Genomic DNA, 17,530 nt, shown 5'->3' with positions numbered 1-17,530 from the left:
GGTCCCGCCGCACGAGCAGCGAGGCGTCACGCTCGACCGTGGCCTGCACGTCACGCTCCGCGTGCACGCGGATGAATTCGCCGCCTTTCTTGTCCTCGAACAGGATCTCGTTGTACCCGCCTCCGCCCGGGGAAGACGACGTGCGAATGCCGCTTTGCGTCTTGTGCGCAGGGAGCGGATAGGGCACCCGCTCCAGCGCTGTGAACACGCGGCCCACGATCATCGGTCGATCGGGATCTCCATCGAGGAAGGCCACGAGCACCTCCTGTCCGACGCGCGGCAGGTGCATCGCGCCGTAGCCCGCGCCGCTCCACGCCTGGCTGACCGGGACCCAGCAGGAGCTGTGCTCATCCCTATCGCTCTCGCGGTCCCACCCGAAATGGACACGGACGCGACCGAATTCGTCGCAATGGATCTCCTCGCCGAGAGGACCTACCACGGTCGCAGCCTCGATCCCCTCTACGCGCGGCCGATGCGTTCGGCGCGGGGACCGATACGGCACATCGGCGAGCCTCGCGCCACAATCGTGCGTCCATTCGTCGTCGAACGTGCCCTCGATACGCGTCTCCACGATGAGCACGCCGCGCCCGATCTCCTCGCGCGGGTGGCCGGCGACGCGGACGACGACGCCGGGCGCGAGGTCGAGCGCGTTCGTCTCGAAGCCGAAGGTGACGGCGCCCTCGCGCTCGGCTTCGAGGCGCTTTTGCGCGATACGCGCCCCGGCTCGTTCGTCGCTCCGATACGTTCCACGATCGTCGGCCGCGGGCGTGCCGGGGCTCGGGGTCGTCTGGAAGAGGAGCGCGCCGGGCATGCTCTGGAATCGTTCGAGGCGGGCCTCGATGGCGAGCGCGCGCGCGTCGGCGAGGCCGCCGAGGGGATACGCCGCGGGGAGGCGATGATCCCGGTCCCGCAACGTGAGGCGCCCAGGTCGGAGTTCGCGGCCTGCGCGCACGTGCGTCGCGTATTCGCCCGTCACCATCGTCGTATCGGCCTTGAAGGGAAGGACGCCCGCGCGGGGCTCGCGAAGCTGGGGCGCGTCGACGAGGACGAGGACGGCCTCGTCCTCCTTCTCGACGAAAAACAAGGAGATCCCCGCGTCTTCGAGCATGCGGCTCAGGAATGCGTGGTCGGATTCATCGTATTGCGTGCGGTACTCGCGCGGTTTGTATGTCTCCGACAACCGAAGCTCGTGGGGGATCCGCCATTCCGTGAGCAGGCGCGTGGCGATCTCAGGCTCGGAGAGGTGCTGGAAGATGCGGCGGTTCACGCGCTGCGTGAGGAGCCACAGCATCGGGACGAGGACGATCTCGTAGGTGGAGAGCCCGTCTTCCTCGACGCGGAGGAGGCGAGCCGCACGGCATACTCCGGTCCACGAGCGCGCCTCGGAACCTCGCTGGATCGTAAAGCGCGCGGTTTGGCCAACGACCTCTTCGAAATCGAGCGCGGCGTCGGTCGAGAACGCCTCCAAGGTGACGCGGAAGAGCGCGGAGAGGCCCTCGACGATCGAGAAGCGGCGGACGTCAACCGAAATGCCGGACGCGAGGACGAGCGCGAGCGCCCCGCCCGGCGGGCGGATCGAGGGAAGCCAGGCCATGGAAGTGCCTTCCGTGGATGCAAGCCACACCAAGCCACCCCCGTGGCGCTGTGCGTGGGCCTGCGTTGTTCCTGGTGATTCTTGTGCATGGCAAGGGCGGATGTGCGCAAGAACATTCGCACGTGGGTGAGACGTACCCTGTCCGAGCGAACGGAGGGTCCCTCGGCCGGGCTTTGCTGGAATGCGTGGGGACGCGACGCGTACGACGCGGGACAAAAAAAGGAGGACATCGAGCGCTTGCAGCCACTCGATGTCCTACCAGCCGCCCCGACGATTCAGTCGATCGAAGGCTTCACGCCGAGCTCTTGCAGGACGTTGTCCGCCCCCTCGACATCCATCACCCAGAGCACGTAGCGCAGATCCACGTGGATCGTCCGCGTGATCTCCGGGAGGAAGATCACGTCCGACGCCATCGCCTCGTAATTGCCGTCGAACGCGAGGCCGACGAGCTCACCCTTCCCGTTCAGCGTGGGCGAGCCGGAGTTGCCGCCCGTGATGTCGAGGTCGCTCAGGAAATCCACGGGCACCTCGCCGAGCGTCGCGTCCGCATAGGCTCCCCACTTCTTCGCGTTCGCCGCCGCGAGCAGCTTGGCGGGCGCTTCGAACGGATCCTTGCCCGTATGCTTCTTGACCATCTCCGACGTGGTCGTGAACGGCGCGTAGACCGGCGCGTCCTTCGTCGGGCGATAGCCGCGCACGCTCCCGTACGTCACGCGCAACGTCCCGTTCGCGTCGGGCGCGATCTGCTGGCCCATCATCTTCTGCAGCGCGTCGAAATACTTCGGCCGGAGCAACGCCATCGCGCCGTCGAACGATTTCTCCCGATCCTCGGAGGCCTTGTACGCGGGGCGCAGCGCCACGGCGAGCTTGAGGAGCGGGTCCTTGCTCTTCTTCAAATCGTCGAGCTTCGCCGTTTTGAGGAGATCGAGCCGCGCCTTCTCGTCTTCGAGCTTCGTCCCCTCGTAAAGGCCCTTCACCGCCTTCTCGATCGCCGCCGCGTCGAGCTTCTTGCCCACGATCGTCGCGACGAACGCCGGCCGCTCCTTCTCGGGCAGCTTCGCGATTCGCTCCAGGGCGAGCTTCAGCATCGCCTGGTCGATCACCCGGTCGTACGAGGCCGAGAGCCGCGTCATCTTTTGCTCGATGCGCTTCCAGGTGCGCTCCTGGAACTCCGGGTCGCGCTCGGCGTCCGCCTTCGGGCGCTCCTCCGCCATCCGCACGATCGTGGAGGCCGCCTGGAACAGGCTCGCGCTCATCATCACGCTGCCGAGCGCCATGTCCTCCTCGCGCGTCTTCTTCTGCTCCGCCACGAGCGCCTCGATCTTGGCGATCACGTCGCCATAGGCGGCCTTGCGCTCGGCGTCGCCGCCGATCCACGCCGCGAGCTCGGCGTCCTTCTTGGCGCGCTCCGAGGCCACGCCGCCCTTGCCGAGCCCCTCGGCAAGGCCCTTGATCTTCGTGAGCGCGTTCGAGATGCCGCGCAGGAAGGGGTTCGCCTTGATCGCGATCTCCTCCTTTTGCTTGCTCACGGATTCGAGCACCTTCACGCCCTCCTCGAAGGCGGCGATACGGCGCGGATACCCCCATTCGAGCGCCTCTTTGATCTCGAACGAAGTGCGCAGGCGGTTCGTGGCGCCCGGATACCCGGCGACCATCACGAAGTCGTTCGGCGCGAGCGGCTTCTGCGCGAGGCGCAGGTAGTGCGCCGGCTTGTACGGGACGTTCGTCTCCGCGTGATCCGCGGGCTTCTGGTCCTTGCCCACGTACGCGCGCAGGAACGCGAAGTCGCCGCCGTGGCGGGGCCAGCGCCAGTTGTCGATCTCGCCGCCGAAGTTGCCGACGCCCTCCGGCGGGGCATACACGAGGCGCACGTCGCGGATCTCGAGCTGCTCGACGAGCAGGTACTGCGCGCCGCCGAAGTACGCCTTCAGCGAGCAACGCACCTCGGGCCGATCCTTCTCGCAGGCCGCGACGAGCGACTTCTCGCGCATCTCGATCTGGTCGTTTCGCATCCGATCGTTCGGGAGCTTGTCGAGGCCCTGGCGGACGTCCTTCGTCACGTCCTTGAACGAGCGGGTCACGAAGATGCGGTTCGTGGGGCCGGCCCACTTCTCGTCCGCGCGCGTCTTCGCGAGGTAACCGTCGTTCGCGACGTTCTGCTTCGGCGTCGCGTTGAACTGCAGGATGCCGGTCACGCAGTGGTGGTTCGTGACGATGAGGCCATCGGGCGACACGAACGAGGCCGAACATCCGCCGAGGCTCACGACCGCCGCGAGCGGGGGCTGCATCGGATCGGTGAGCGCCTTCGGATCGATCTCGAGGCCCGCGCCCTTGAGCTTCGCTTCATGCTCGGCGAGCTGGGAGGGCACCCACATCCCGCCGGGGTTCTCGAAAGGCTTGCGCTCGGGGCCCTTCACCTCCGCCGCCTTCGTGTCCTCCTTCGGCCCCGTCTTCGCGCCGTCGTTTGCAGCCGAAGAGTTCGCCGAATCAGCCGGAGGCGGGGGCTCGGCGCCGCAGCCGAGGCCGAGCCCGAGGGTGGAAACGAGCAGCGCCAGTGCAGAAAAGGAGTTCGTCAGGCGAGGCATGGCGAGCCCTGTAGCACCTTTCTTCTGTTGACGCAGTCCCGCGCAGGCGGCGATCCTCGTCGCACCATGCGCACCCTGACGGCGATCCTTGCTTCCTCGTTTCTCCTTGTCGCGATCCCCTTCGTTGGCTGCTCGGAAGGCGGCGCGAATAACAATCCTTCCGCGACAGGCAACTTCACGGGCGGCGGCGGCGGGGGCCAGAGCACCGGCTGCAACAACAACCAGCCGGACGGCTTCTGCAACTTCAACGGCCAGAACGCCGAGACGTGCGCATGCCCCGACTGCGCCGATCAAGCCGCGTGTCTCGGTACCTGTCAGGACGACGGCAAGTGCGACAACGCCGAGATGGGGACAGAAGATTGCACGTGCAACGATTGTTACTTCAAGGTCGCCAACTGTCCCCCGGCAAACGTCGGTTGTGACAACGACGACGGCGTGTGCCTGATCAACGAGGACTGCACCTGCCCCAATTGCACGAATACCGATCGGTGCACGATGAACTGCACGGACAACGGCTCGTGCGTCGAGTACCTCGAAGGTTGCTCCTGCAACGATTGCAAGCCGCTCGAGAAGTGCGGCGGCAGCGGCGCGACGAGCTCCAGCGCGGCGTCGAGCACCGCAGCGTCGAGCACCGCGGCGTCCACGGGCGCGGGTGGCGCGGGCGGAGCGGGTGGCGCGGGCGGCGCGGGCGGAGCCGGCGGCGCGGGTGGCGCGGGCGGAGCCGGTGGCACCTGATTTGCCAAAATCGAGAATACGCACGCAACCTTGCGTGACGTATCAGGCCTCGCGGAGCCGACGGCGCGTTATGCTGCGAGGGGAAAAGTCCATTCCTTTTCCGAAAAAAGCCACGAGGTAGGGAAGTAGGGCCCAATTCCCACCATTTCAGCGGCGCCGCTCCTCGTGTAGAAGAGAGCTTCCGTTACGTATGACTTTCCAGGCTCGTCCCTCGGCGAGGCTGGAACCACCCACGAGGCCGCTCATGCCGCGAACGCGAAGACGACTCGGAAAGCATCTTGGCTCCATTGGTCTGGTGTCTCTGGCCGCGCTCGGCGCGGTCGGGTTCACCGGTTGTATTGCAGGGGAGGACGATGGTCCGTGCGTTTCGGACCAGATGTTCTTCGCCGAGCAGGTCTGGGCTCCGATCCTTTCGAACAACTGCATCGCCTGCCATACCTCGAACGGGGCCGCGAAGGACTCGAGCCTCGTGCTTCGAGGCAGCAGCGAAGCAGGCTTCCTCGACACGAACTACGACATCATGAAGAACGCGGCGGCCCTCCAGCAGGACGGCATGTCGCAGCTCCTCGCCATGCCCACCGGCGGCACCGCCTCCCGCAAGCATCCGGGCGGCGTGGTCATTCAGCCGGGCAGCGAGGAGTTCAAGGCGCTCGAGGAGCTCGTGAACCGCTTCAACGAGCCCTCGTCCTGCGAGACGAACCTCTCGGCCACGTTCACGGGCGTGCAGCTCGCGACGCCCGCCGAGACGCTGCGCAAAGCGGCGCTCTCCCTCGTCGGCCGGCTGCCCACCGTGGAAGAAGAAGACGCCATCGAGGCCGGCGGCATCCGCGCGCTCGATCCGATCCTCGATCAGATGATGACCGAGGAGGCGTTCTACACGCGCCTGAAGGAGGTCTACAACGACCAGTTCCTCACGGATCGCTACCTGGGGAACGAGGACGCGGTGCAGCTCCTCAACGACATCGATTATTACAACCCCTACTGGTACGACCAGTTCTTCGATGCCGCGAACGCCGATCCGAAGTCGATGGAAGACGGCATCGACAAGTACGGCGCCTGGAACGCCGACGACCTCTACAACAAGCTGCGTTCCTGGACGAACCGCGGCGTGGCGCGCGAGCCGCTCGAGCTCGTGGCCCACGTGGTGCGCGAGAACCGGCCGTTCAGCGAGATCCTGACGGCGAACTACATCATGGTGAACCCCTTCTCCGCGAAGGCGTTCATGCTCGGCGACCTTGCGTTCAAGAACGACGCCGACCCGAACGAGTTCATCGAGGCGCAGATCCCGACCCTGCCCCACGCCGGCGTGCTCACGTCGCCGATGTTCCTGAACCGCTTCCCGACGACCGAGACGAACCGCAACCGGGCGCGCGCGCGCATGGTCTACCAGTTCTTCCTCGGCACCGACATCCTGAAGACCGGCCAGCAGCCGCTCGATCAGACGCTCATCACCGAGGTCAACCCGACCCTCAACGCGGCCGCCTGCCAGCAATGCCACGTCGAGATCGACCCGGTCGCCGGCGCGTTCCGTCACTGGAACGGCCGCGCCGCCTACGACCCGATGACGCCTCCGCTCGACGACATGCGTCCGCCGGGCTTCAAGGGCGAAAAGACGCCGTACGAGACGCTGCCGCAAGGCCTGCAGTGGCTCGCCCCGCGCGTCGCCGCCGACCCGCGCTTCGCCCTCTCGGCCGTGTACATCATCTTCGAAGGCCTCACGGGGCAAAAGCCGCTCGTCGCGCCGCAAGACCGCAAGGCGACCGACTTCTCGACCGAGTTCCAGGCGTACCTCGCCGAGTACACGGAGTTCAGCAAGATCGCGCGCGAGTTCGAGGCTTCGAACTACGACCTCAAGGTCGTCGTGAAGCAGATCGTCCACTCGCCGTACTTCCGCGCGAAGAACAGCGGCTCGCTCGACCCGGCTGGCAAGGCGCGGCTCGGCGAGGTCGGCATGGGCCGCCTCATCACGCCCGAGCAGCTCCACCGCAAGATCCAGGCAGTCCTCGGGTATCCGTGGCGCCCTCGCGCCTACGAGGACGGCGGCGGGACCTACGATTACCTGCTCCGCGGCGACGCCTACCGCATGCTCTACGGCGGCATCGATTCGGCCGACGTGATCAAGCGCGTGATCAGCCCGAACGGCATCATGGCGAACATCGGCGAGCGCATGGCGAACGAGATGTCCTGCATCGCGGTCCCGCGCGACATGTGGAAGCCGACGGAGGAGCGCACGCTCTTCCCGTACGTCGAGACGAGCTTCGAGCCGGAAGACAAGAACGGCTTCCCGGTCGAGCCCGCCGTCGTGGCCATCAAGAAGAACATCCAGTTCCTCCACAAGCACATCCTCGGCGAGACGCTGCCCGACGGGCATCCCGAGATCGAGCGCACCTACAAGCTCTTCCTCGAGACGTACCGCGAAGGCGTGAAGGGCATGAGCGACATGTCGCAGCCCGAGGGCAAGTACTCGACGTGGCTGCCCGGCCCGTGCCGCGTGGAGAACGACTACTGGACGCGTACGCCGCTGCCCGAAGAGGATCGCCTGCGCGAGGATCCGACCTACGTCATCCGGTCCTGGATGACGGTCGTGACGTACATGCTGTCGGACTACCACTTCCTTTACGAGTGAGAGGCGAGCCCCATGGACCGAAGAGATTTCCTCAAGATTGCATCGACGGCAGGGCTCGGCGTCGCCGCCAGCACCATCCCGTTTGCCAGTGAAGCCGGAGCAGCGCCGTATACCGGCAAGTTCTGGGTCATGATCCACGCCGGCGGCGGCTGGGACGTCACGAGCCACTGCGACCCGAAGGGCGCGAAGGGCGAGAGTGATCCCGACCCGATGAACCATTACCTCGAGACGACGATCGGGACGGCGGTCGGGAGCAAGAGCAAGCTCCCGATGCGGTACGCCCCCGACCCGGACGGGGCAAACAAGGCGTTCTTCGACAAGTACGTGAACGACCTCATGGTCCTGAACGGCGTCGATACGTCGACGAACAGCCACGACGTCGGCACGCGCGTGACGTGGGCGGGCACCTTGGCCGAGAACAAGGCCTCGTTCGCGGCGCTCACGGCCGCGGTCGCGGGCGGCTCGCTGCCGATGGCGTACATCTCGTACGGCGGCTACGACACGACGGCCGGCACCGTGGCGGTGACCCGCGTGGGCAACGTCGACGCGATCCGTCGCATTGCCTATCCGAACGTCATCGACCCGATGTACGACCAGAACAAGACGCCGTACTACACGGACGAGACCGAGGCGCGCATCGCCGAGACTCGCTCCGCGCGGCACATGGCGTACGCCGAAAAGCAGAACCTGCCGCGCATCAAGCAGTCGATGGGCATGCTCTACACGGCGCGCTCGGGGCAAAACGAGCTCAAGAAGCTGACCGAGTACCTGCCGGCGCAGCTCGAGAACTCGAACCTCCGTCGCCAGGCGCAGATCGCGCTCGCCGCCTACCGCGCCGGCATCTGCGTCAGCGCGAACCTCGGCATCGGCGGGTTCGACACGCACGGCAACAACGACGACCAGCAGTTTGGCCGCCTGGCCGAGCTCTGGGACGGCATCGACTACCTCGTCGAAGAGGCGAAGGCGACGGGCGTCTGGGGCAACATGGTGATCGTCGTCGGGTCCGATTTCGGCCGCACGCCGGGGTACAACTCCGGCAACGGCAAGGACCACTGGTCGATCACGAGCATGCTGCTCATGGGCGCGGGCATCCCGGGCAACCAGGTCATCGGCAAGACGACCGAGCGTCACAACCCGATGAACATCGACCCGAACACGCTCGAGCCCGTCGAGGGCGGCGGCCTCCGCCTGAAGCCCGGCCACGTGCACCGCGCGTTGCGCAGGCTCGCGGGGATCGATCAGAGCGAGGTCGCGGCGCGCTCCCCGATCAAGGAGAAGGAAGATCTGCCGCTGTTCGGCTGATCGAGAGAGCGATCCGTCGCTCGAAAGGAGAAAGCCTCCTCGGTTCGTCCGAGGGGGCTTTTTCCTTTGGGTCGTGTCCGATCACGCCGCGAGCGGCATCGAGAAGGAAAACGCGCTCCCCCGGCCCACCTCGCTCTCCACCCAAATGCGGCCGTGGTGCTGCTCGATGATCGCCTTGGACAGGTAGAGGCCGAGCCCCAGCCCGACGTAGGAGCCCGTCCGTACGCTCACGCCGGGGACGCGATAGAATCGATCAAAGACGCGGGGAAACGATTCTTTCGGGATGCCCGGCCCCCGGTCCCGCACCGTCACGATCGCCTCCGTGCCGGACCGCTCGAGCGAGAGCTCCACGGGCTCCTCCGCCGCCGAGTATTTGAATGCATTGGCGAGCAGATTGGCGATCACCTGCCCCGTCCGGTCCTCGTCCGCGAAGACACAGACGGGCTCCTCCGGCAGGTGGAGCGAGACCGGGCGCCGCGCCGCCTGCGATTGCTCGGCCCCGGCGCTCGTGCAGATGGAGCGGAGATCGCAATAGGTCTCCTGGAGCGTGAGCTTGCCGGCGGCGATCGCCGATACGCTCAGCATTTCGTTCACGAGCCGCGTCATGCGATCGATCGAGCGGGAGAGCCCGTCGAGCCGCGCGGCGAGGCGTGGTTCGAGCGCCGTGAGCTCGCGGTGGACGAGCTGCACGTTGAGCTTCAGGCAGGTGAGCGGCGTGCGCAGCTCGTGGGAGGCGATCCCGAGGAACATGTCCTTGAGCCTCGACTCGGCCACGGCCTCGGCGTGGCGCTCCGCCGCGCGCAGGCTCCGGATGTCGGTGAGCGCGACGGCGATCTCGCGCGCGATGCGGAGGACGAAGGCGCCATATTCGTCGTCCAGGGCGCGCGCCGGGCGGAGGCCCACGACCAGGACGGCGGCGGGTCCTTCTGGCGAGCCGCCCGTCACCGGAATGACCGCCGCGCGCGTCGGCGAGCCCGCGAGCGCGTTGATCACGCAGAGCCCGAGGCCCGCCGACGGAACGAGCCGCATCTCGTTCTCGCGCACCACGACCGCCATCTCCCAGGGACACCTGGGCCCGAGCGTGAGCTCGCGCAGCGCCTCGGGCGCCTCGGCCGCGAGCCCCGCGGTGGCGCGCAGCGTGGCCCTCTTGCCGGCCGGATCGAGCTCGTAGAGGAACGCGAAAAAGACGTCCTTCAGCGTGTAGGAGAGCGCCTTCGGCATGATCCGGTAGAAGTCGTCTTCCCTCTTCGCCGGGCGGAGCGCCTCGACGAGCAGGCGCAACGCGCGCTCGCGCCGCGCGGCGAGCACCACGCCCGTCGTCTCCATGCCGCACATCAGCGCGCCGCGCACGGCGCCCTGATCGTCGCGGATGGGGCTGAACGAGATCGACACGTACACCTCCTCGAGGTCGTTTCCTCGATCGAGGCGGAGCATGAGATCCTTGCCCGTCACCGGCTGCCCCGCGTGCCAGACCTGGCGGAGCGCCCACTCGAAGAAGTCCCAGCTCTCCGGCCATACCTCGCGCGCGGTCCGCCCCATCGCGGAGGGGTGCTTGTGGCCGAGCAGCGGGGCGAACGCGTCGTTGTAGACGACCCTCGCGTGGGCCGGCTCGGCCCCGAGGAGCACGCAGAGCGGGAAGCCGCTCGCGAGCACCGTCTCGATGACCACCTTCACCCGCGGCGGCCAGCTCGCGAGGGGTCCGAGCGGCGTCTCGGACCACGCGAGGCCCGCGACGAGGGCCCCCGCCGCGCCGGATCGCGCGATGAGATCCTGTGCGGTCGTCACGCCGCATCTCCCTCACATGTGTGGATCGAGGAGCACCTTCGCGTACCCGTCCTCGCGACGGCTGAGCTTGGCATACGCCTCGGGCGCGGCGTCGAGCGGCAACCTGTGGGTCACCACCTGGCTCGGGCGGGCCCGGCCGGAGGTGACGAGATCACGCAGGCGCGCGGAGTAGCGCATCACCGGCGTCTGGCCCGTCCCGAAGGAGATCCCTTTTTCCCAGAGCTTGCCGAACGAGATCTGGATCTCTCCCTTCTTCGCGTGTGGGTTTTTCCCGCCCGGGTCCTCCGGGACGTAGAGGCCGACGATGCCGATGTGGCCCGTGGGGTTGACCAGCCGGATCAGATCCTCGAGGACACGGTTGGGCTCCTCGTGGGAGGGGTCCGCCCAGTCGATGGCCTGGAAGCCGACGGCCTCGATGCCGGACATCACGCCATCCATCTTCGCCGTGGCGGTCCCCCGGGCTCTGCGGAGCGCGATGATCTGCTCCACCGGGTCGCCGCGCGAGAGGTCGATGGGCGTCGCGCCCATGGCTTCGGCGCGGGCGAGCCGGTCCGGCACGTAGTCGACGACGTAGATCTCGTCTGCTCCGCGCAGCGCCGACGCGTACGCCGCGAGGAGCCCGACGGGCCCCGCGCCGAAGACGGCCACGCTCATCCCCGGCTCCACCGCGGCCAGATCGGCGGCGAAGCAGCCCGTCGGGAACACGTCGGCGAGGAGAACGAAATCATTCTCGAACATGTCCCTGGGCTCGCCGGGGAGCTTCAGGCAGTTGGTATCGGCGAAGGGCACGCGGAGGTGCTCGGCCTGCCCTCCGCGGAAGGGGCCCATGCCCACGTATCCGTACGCGCCGCCGTGCGCGCTCGGATTGACGTTGAGGCAGGCCGCCGTGTAGCCGCGAATGCAGTTGAAGCAGGTGCCGCAGGAGATGTTGAAGGGCATCACGACCCGGTCGCCCTTCTTCACCCGCTCGACCGCGGAGCCGACCTCCTCCACGAGGCCGAGCGGCTCGTGGCCGAGCACGGTCCCTGGCAGCGCGGCGGTGCGGCCTTCGTACATGTGCAGGTCACTGCCGCAGATAGCGGCCGAGGTGATCTTCACGAGCACGTCGGTCGGCTCCTCGATGCGCGCATCGGCCACCTCCTCGACCGCGACCTCGAGCCGACCTTTGTAGACGACCGCCTTCACAACAAATGCACCCCGGTGGCAATGTCGCGTCGCCGGGTCTCGCGTCAAGTCGAGGCGCGATCGGCGCATGCGTATGCATGCGCCCGCAGGGAATCCATCGTATCAAGCGATTGCGAGCGCGTCGCGGGCGGGCGTGGGAGCGGCCGCGGGCGCGCCCGCCCTCAGAAGAGGCGCGGGAGGAGCCACGCGGCGACGGAGATCAGCCCGGCCGTGCCGACGAGCGGCCAGAAGCCTTTGATCTCGAAATCGTCGATGAGCTTGTCGGTGACGTAGAGCAAGATCGCGTTCACGAGCAGGCCGAACACGAGGTAGGGCAAGCCGAACGTGAGCAGGGCGGCGGGCAGGAGCACGATGGCGAGCACGACCTTGACGAGCCACCCGAAGAAAAGGTTGAGCAGCGCGAACGCGAACGCGATGCCGATCGCCGTGTTGCCCTTGCGGATCCGGACGCCGGGGATGACTGCACTGGCGATGAGGACCGCGAGCCCCGCCGCGATGGCTTGACTGACGAACGTCTTCAACATGAACACCTCCTCCTGGGTGCCGGTCCCCCCCCATCGGTCGAGCCGGCCCGCCCCTCTTCCTGGCGCAGATGCGCGTCCTGCACAACCCCACGATGGCCGCGGGACTTTGCTCCGAGGGTGTTTCCAGGCATCCCGTCGACGTTCGGACCTCACCCACCCACGGAACCCCCTCGGGGGCTCAGCGAGGTGACCTGGCGGCAGGAGGCCTTCCACGTCCGCCTGAGGCGGGACGTGCATTCGATGCGCCTCGTCCGGGGACGGCGAGCATGCCTCGCGTGGACGAACGACCGCGCCAAACCCGTATCCCTCCGTGGGGCGGGCGGCCTCGGTCAGGGCTCGCCGTTGTCGGCGCAGTGTACAATCACGCATTCCTTGCGATCGGACGCTCGCATCCGGCTGCACAGCGCGCCGATATCCGTATCCCTGTCGACCACGTCGCCTTCGTGTGGCTCGATGGTGCCGACCTTGTACTCGACATTCTCCAGCGCCACCCACCTCCCGCTGAACTCATTCGAGCGGCACAGCTCTGCCCACTTCGTGCGCGTACCGTGTCGGTTTCGCATGGCAAGGACACATTAACGTTCTTCGCATTCCGAGGTCAATCTTGCGCGCAGTCGAGATAGTGCTGCTCGCCGCAGGATTGTCACGGCCGCACGGCGGGGGGCACATTCCCGAGGAGATCTGCGCAGACGAAGCGTTTGCCCAGGTATGCGCTCGACCTGCTCGATCCTGCGGCGCCGCGCGAGCGGACGGGCTCATCGAGCGCGGGCCATTGGAATCAAGATGCGGGTCGCATCGCACAGCCGCGGGCCCCTCCTCCCATGCGCCCTCCAAGCGGTAGAACACGACCCCCAGGGGGGGACGATAAGGAGGTAGACTCGCCCAGAGAACCACTCCCCATCGTCCCCTCCTGGAGGTCGTTGTTGAAAAGGGTCGTCGCCCGAAGACGGGGCGCCTTTCGAGCGCACCGCTCCCTTTCCGAAACCTGGTCATCCGGAACATGACGCAGTCGGGGCGCGCCGCGAAAGGCGCCCCGTCTACGAGCGACGAGCAACCCTCGGGGGAGGAGTCCTTCGCTCTCCGCAGGGAGATCGCATGCTACGGGCAGCCCATGGGAGAGGGGCGGCCTGCACGCAAACCTCTCTGCGAGCGGCGATGGACTCGTCGTCCCGTCACACCCAGGTATTCGCTCCAAGGCCCCCCGTCGTAACGCAGGGCCGTCGATTTTTTTCTGGGGCCTTACTTCGGGAGAGCGAACGGGTAGGTGCAGCAGAACGTGACCGCCGTGTTCACGTCCTCACGCGCCTCGCCGATCGGCTCGCCCCCGCTCGCGCTGCACGTGCCGGGCACGTACGTGAGATCCGTGATCGCCTTGCTGCCAATGACGCGCCCGGGAGGGATGATCGTGCCGCATGCTTCTTTGACCGAGCCGAGCGTCAACGTCGTCGACGCGGCGGCGCTGCACGCCGCATCGTCGTAGAGATGCAGCGACGCGAGGCAAAGCCCATCCTCGGGCGCGCCGCACGTGCACGCGTTGCATCCCCGATCGTCGGCCGGCTCCTTGTCGAACATCACGAACCGCGCGTACGAGTAGTTTCCCGGGCACGTGTGCTCGCCCGTCAGAGCAACGCACTGGAGCCAAGGGAGCGAGAGATCCTGCATGCATCGGCGGCTCTCGGGACACGCGCCGTCGAGCTCCTCGACCTCGCACGCGAGACCCCCGAGAAGCCAGGACCGCTCCTTCGTGAACGCCGGCGTCTCGGCCGTGACTGCGCAGCCCTCTTCGATGGGACCCGGCAAGGCGGACGCGCCGACGTACTGCGCGCACGGCTGCCCACCGCATTGGGCGCCAGCCGGGAGCGCGGCTTCGGACGTGCAGGACCCATCCCAGTCGGCCGGGCCGTCGAAAGGCACCGACATGCCGCCGCTCTGCTCGCATGCGTTCGTGCGGATCTCGATCGACGCGGGCAACCCCGAACACGTGCCCTCGGGCTTCTCGCAGCTACAGGACTCGCACGTCGCGGGCGGCGCGACGAGGCCGCTGTAGCGACGATACTTCTCATAGGGCACCTCCTTCGGGCAGAAGGCTGGCATATCGCTCACGGGGCCAACCCAGAGGAGCATCGGCGTGCGTGGCCATGCTCCTGCCGGTGTTGCTGACCCACCGAAATCGCCACTCGGCTCCGGAGCGCAAAAGCCGGGGCATGGTGGGCCTGCGTCGGGGTCCTCCCCGGCCTCGGCGTCGTCGCCGGCGTCAGCGTCGGCGTCGGCATCTGTGCCCGCATCGATACACTCGGGAGTAGGAAAAAGCGGGTCCGGATCGCATTCGAATATGTTGACGTAGGGTGGGGCCGTGCATGCAGCCATTGCCACGACAGCCCCCGCAAAGATCCCGACAGAGCCGACCAGGAATCGCATAATTAAAACTCCCATCCACCGACAAAATGAGCGCCTGCCAATACCGGAGGTTGCTCAACAAGAACCGTTTTTCCGGCAACGATCTTGAGTCCGCGCGTAAGGCCCACGATGTCTGCACCCGCCTGCATCGTGAAGGAACGCGTCAACCTCCACGTCGCCCCTACCCGCGCGCCTAAACCAGGCAGAAGGTTGGTGTACGACTCTCGCAGGTAGCTCCCCTCGGCCCCCTCGATGTTGAGGACGCCCAAGTGACCGAGCGCGCAGCCAAAGAGCCATCGCCAGTGACCACAGGCACTCACGAGCCCCCCGGCTGTCATTGCGCTGATCGGCCGTCCTTGCACGCCCGACACGAGCCAAGCCGCGCGCGCTTCGAGCCCGAGGGACACGTACTCATTTACCCTCAAACCACCCGCCACGAACGCACCGATCGCCGGCTGCCACGACGCCACACCGAACACGACCACCGGCCCCGCGCTCACGGATCCTCGCGTGCTCTTCTTCTGCTCCTCGCCGACCACGCCGCCGACGATCGGCTCGCGCGCCGGCTCGTCGTTCGGCGGCTCTTCGAGGGTCACGGCCAGCTCGGGTCGAAGCCGCTTCAGGCGCAGCGGCGGCTCGATGGGAACGAACGGGCGCACCGGCAGCAGCGTCAGCTCCACGCGCAGGGTTCCACCCTTCGACGCCGTGAAGGACGTGACGCCGTCCTCGAACCCCTTGAGCTTCGCGCGGAGCTCGTGCTCCCCCGGCGGGATGAACATCGTGAAGCCCGTGATTCCATCGGACTGCTTCACGACCCCATCGAGCGAGATCGACGCGTGTGCCTCGGAGACCGTCACCTCGACGCGACAGACCTGCGCCCGCGCGGTGTCGTACGCCTTCAGGAACTTCTCCCGCTCCGCGGCCGGCGCGTCCGTCGCGCGCTCGATCGCGTCGAGCAGCAAATCCGCTGCTTCCGTAGGGTTGCCGAACTCGACGAGCAACACGCCGAGCCGACCTGCGACGAGCGGATCCTGCTCGATCTCGAACGCCTCGGCATACGCGGTCGCTGCCTCGGCGAGCCGACCGGCCCTCCGTTCGCGTTCGGCCTTCGCGACGAGCGCCGTGAAGCGCGCCATGTGCGTGGCCTGCTGAAGCGCCGCAGGGTTCGAGAGGGGTGGGGCGGGCTTCGTGTCCTCGTCTGCATACGCTCGCATGGGTGCGCTGAGCGCGACGAGCAAGGCGAGCCATAATCCACGGTTCATCATGCGATGGTGAGGATACGTGAACAGGACAAACTCGGCAAGTGCAGCCAGTCAGCTTATCCAAGAACCTGCCTGACCCACGCCGTCACCCACTGTTCTGCGGAGGCTCGACGGCGGCGGCGTCGAGCTCGATTCGCCCGTTTACCAGATCGGGCAGGCCACAAGAGAACATACCGCCCCAATGCACGCGCCCCTTGAGCGTGGATCCTTCGATGGACGCGCGGGCGATCCCGAGGCAAGCCAACAGCGCCTGGAGAGCGTCGACGCCGTATCCTTCGCGGCCGGTGATGTTGAGCGGCGGGCCGAGCTCAAATCCGCACTTCCACACGGCGCCCTTTGTTACGTACGGCATACGGACGTGAAGGTGCAGATCCTGCTCGGTTCCGTCATCGTGCCGATACGTCAAGATACGGACTGCTAGAATGGTTCGCGGTGGCATCAATCGTCGTGCCCCTCAGCGGCTCTTCCGCCACCGGATGGTGAGGCGACTCGGGTGCACCTCGACGTTCGGGAGCGCCCCGTGAGATGGAGCTCGACGCTCATGCACCTGCTCTGTTGGCGCGGCCTGCGTCGGTTCCGCGGCAGACGCCCGTGTATCGAGGGCCGCCGGGTCCTCTCCGCCCATCTCTGAAGGTTCGGCGACCGGCTCCGCGGCGCGACCCATCGAGGCCTGACGCGTGAATGCTGTATGCGCCGACGCGACGACGTCTCGAGGCGCGGCCGCGTTGGCGGACCCGAGGAGCGCCGCAGCCATGAGCGCGCTCCACGCGTGGCCGGCGCGGTAGCTGAGCTCCAACCGCCCCTTCCATCTCGCCCGGACCCTCGAGCGCCGGTCTCGGCCGCACAGGATGAGCAGCGCGGTGCCGTGCACCTCGTCGACGCGCTCTCGAATGTACGCGCGCGCCCGCATGAATTTCATGCGGGAGGCTTCCTCGGAGATACCGAGCTCTTTGGCCACCTCCGCGTGCGAGAGCCCCTGAAACACGACCAGGCTGAAGACAGCTCGCTGTTCCGTGGGCATCGTCTTGAGGGCCTCTCCGACGCGGTCGCAAGCCTCCGAGAGGATCGCCGCGCGCTCCGGCGACGGCTGCGACGCGGGGGTTTCATCGTTGTCATCGGTGGGAGCGAATCGCTTCTCCTGCATGCCGCACGCTCTCCGCCATCGTTTGCGGATGTTGGCTGCGATGCCGAGCAGCCAGTTCACCAGCGTGCCGCTTTCGGGCCGGTACGCCGAGAGGCTCTCATACCCCTCGACCATCACGTCCTGCGTCTCGTCGTCGACAGCGTCCGTGCTGGCGGCTTGCTTTCCGCACGTGCTCTCGAGGAAACGTGCGACGACAGGCCGAAGCTTCGCGAGCTCCGTCCAAAGATCCTCGGTGGGGGCTTTCTCGACTGGCGCCATCACCTTCGTGTTCACCCGAGCGACGGAAACGTAACGCGGCAAGTCTCCAAGGCGGTCGATTTCTGATGCCGCGTCAGGTTTCGCGGCGCCTCCTACTGCGGACAAACTCGGATGTCAAGACCACGGACATGGC

The 17,530-nt window shown here is 67.0% G+C and carries 13 protein-coding genes; 3 read left to right on the top strand and 10 right to left on the bottom strand.

The annotated features are described in order from the left end of the window. On the bottom strand, nucleotides 1–1,594 hold a 1,594-nt coding region (locus E8A74_RS43550; protein ID WP_136935058.1), incomplete at its 3' end, for a type VI secretion system Vgr family protein. Nucleotides 1,595–1,869: 275 nt separating this feature from the next. Next, nucleotides 1,870–4,179 carry a S46 family peptidase gene (locus E8A74_RS43545; RefSeq protein WP_136935057.1) on the bottom strand — a complete coding sequence of 770 codons (2,310 nt, stop codon included), beginning with the start codon at nucleotides 4,177–4,179 and terminating at the stop codon, nucleotides 1,870–1,872. 66 nt (nucleotides 4,180–4,245) lie between these two features. On the opposite strand from E8A74_RS43545, the gene E8A74_RS43540 reads away from it, so the two are divergent. The 3 genes from E8A74_RS43540 (at nucleotide 4,246) to E8A74_RS43530 (ending at nucleotide 8,842) form a co-directional block, all read left to right on the top strand. Beyond that, the gene (locus tag E8A74_RS43540) at nucleotides 4,246–4,914 is read left to right on the top strand and encodes a hypothetical protein (RefSeq protein WP_136935056.1); all 669 of its coding nucleotides are present in this window, start codon (nucleotides 4,246–4,248) and stop codon (nucleotides 4,912–4,914) included. Between the two features lie 295 nt (nucleotides 4,915–5,209). Then, entirely contained in the window at nucleotides 5,210–7,540 is a 2,331-nt protein-coding gene (locus tag E8A74_RS43535) for a DUF1588 domain-containing protein (protein ID WP_170229830.1), read from the top strand. Nucleotides 7,541–7,552: 12 nt separating this feature from the next. Then, complete coding sequence (locus tag E8A74_RS43530; RefSeq protein WP_136935054.1) at nucleotides 7,553–8,842, top strand: DUF1501 domain-containing protein; 1,290 nt, start codon at nucleotides 7,553–7,555, stop codon at nucleotides 8,840–8,842. An 81-nt stretch (nucleotides 8,843–8,923) separates the two neighbouring features. Here the strand turns inward: E8A74_RS43530 and E8A74_RS43525 are convergent, their stop codons facing one another. The 8 genes from E8A74_RS43525 to E8A74_RS43485 form a co-directional block, all read right to left on the bottom strand. Then, nucleotides 8,924–10,627 carry a sensor histidine kinase gene (locus E8A74_RS43525; RefSeq protein ID WP_136935053.1) on the bottom strand — a complete coding sequence of 568 codons (1,704 nt, stop codon included), beginning with the start codon at nucleotides 10,625–10,627 and terminating at the stop codon, nucleotides 8,924–8,926. Nucleotides 10,628–10,639: 12 nt separating this feature from the next. Continuing rightward, nucleotides 10,640–11,812 (bottom strand): glutathione-independent formaldehyde dehydrogenase, encoded by a 1,173-nt coding sequence (locus E8A74_RS43520; protein ID WP_136935052.1) that lies wholly within the window; start codon nucleotides 11,810–11,812, stop codon nucleotides 10,640–10,642. A 161-nt stretch (nucleotides 11,813–11,973) separates the two neighbouring features. Next, a complete protein-coding gene (locus tag E8A74_RS43515) occupies nucleotides 11,974–12,336 on the bottom strand; it encodes a phage holin family protein (protein WP_232380008.1) in 363 nt (120 codons plus the stop codon). Nucleotides 12,337–12,665: 329 nt separating this feature from the next. Then, complete coding sequence (locus tag E8A74_RS43510; RefSeq protein WP_136935051.1) at nucleotides 12,666–12,899, bottom strand: hypothetical protein; 234 nt, start codon at nucleotides 12,897–12,899, stop codon at nucleotides 12,666–12,668. Nucleotides 12,900–13,575: 676 nt separating this feature from the next. Next, entirely contained in the window at nucleotides 13,576–14,460 is an 885-nt protein-coding gene (locus E8A74_RS43505; protein ID WP_136935050.1) for a hypothetical protein, read from the bottom strand. Nucleotides 14,461–14,756: 296 nt separating this feature from the next. Further along, nucleotides 14,757–15,998, bottom strand: a complete 1,242-nt coding sequence (locus tag E8A74_RS43495) for a peptidase associated/transthyretin-like domain-containing protein (RefSeq protein WP_136935048.1) — start codon at nucleotides 15,996–15,998, stop codon at nucleotides 14,757–14,759. Nucleotides 15,999–16,080: 82 nt separating this feature from the next. After that, on the bottom strand, nucleotides 16,081–16,401 hold the full coding sequence (locus E8A74_RS43490; RefSeq protein ID WP_136935047.1) for a DUF6968 family protein: 321 nt from the start codon (nucleotides 16,399–16,401) through the stop codon (nucleotides 16,081–16,083). Nucleotides 16,402–16,449: 48 nt separating this feature from the next. After that, nucleotides 16,450–17,412, bottom strand: a complete 963-nt coding sequence (locus tag E8A74_RS43485; protein ID WP_136935046.1) for an RNA polymerase sigma factor — start codon at nucleotides 17,410–17,412, stop codon at nucleotides 16,450–16,452. Nucleotides 17,413–17,530: the final 118 nt, after the last annotated feature.

This window comes from Polyangium fumosum (genome assembly GCF_005144585.1).
Taxonomy (GTDB): Bacteria; Myxococcota_A; Polyangia; order Polyangiales; family Polyangiaceae; genus Polyangium; species Polyangium fumosum.
Note: the sequence above shows the minus strand (reverse complement) of the source record. Positions and strands in the feature narration are given on the sequence as shown.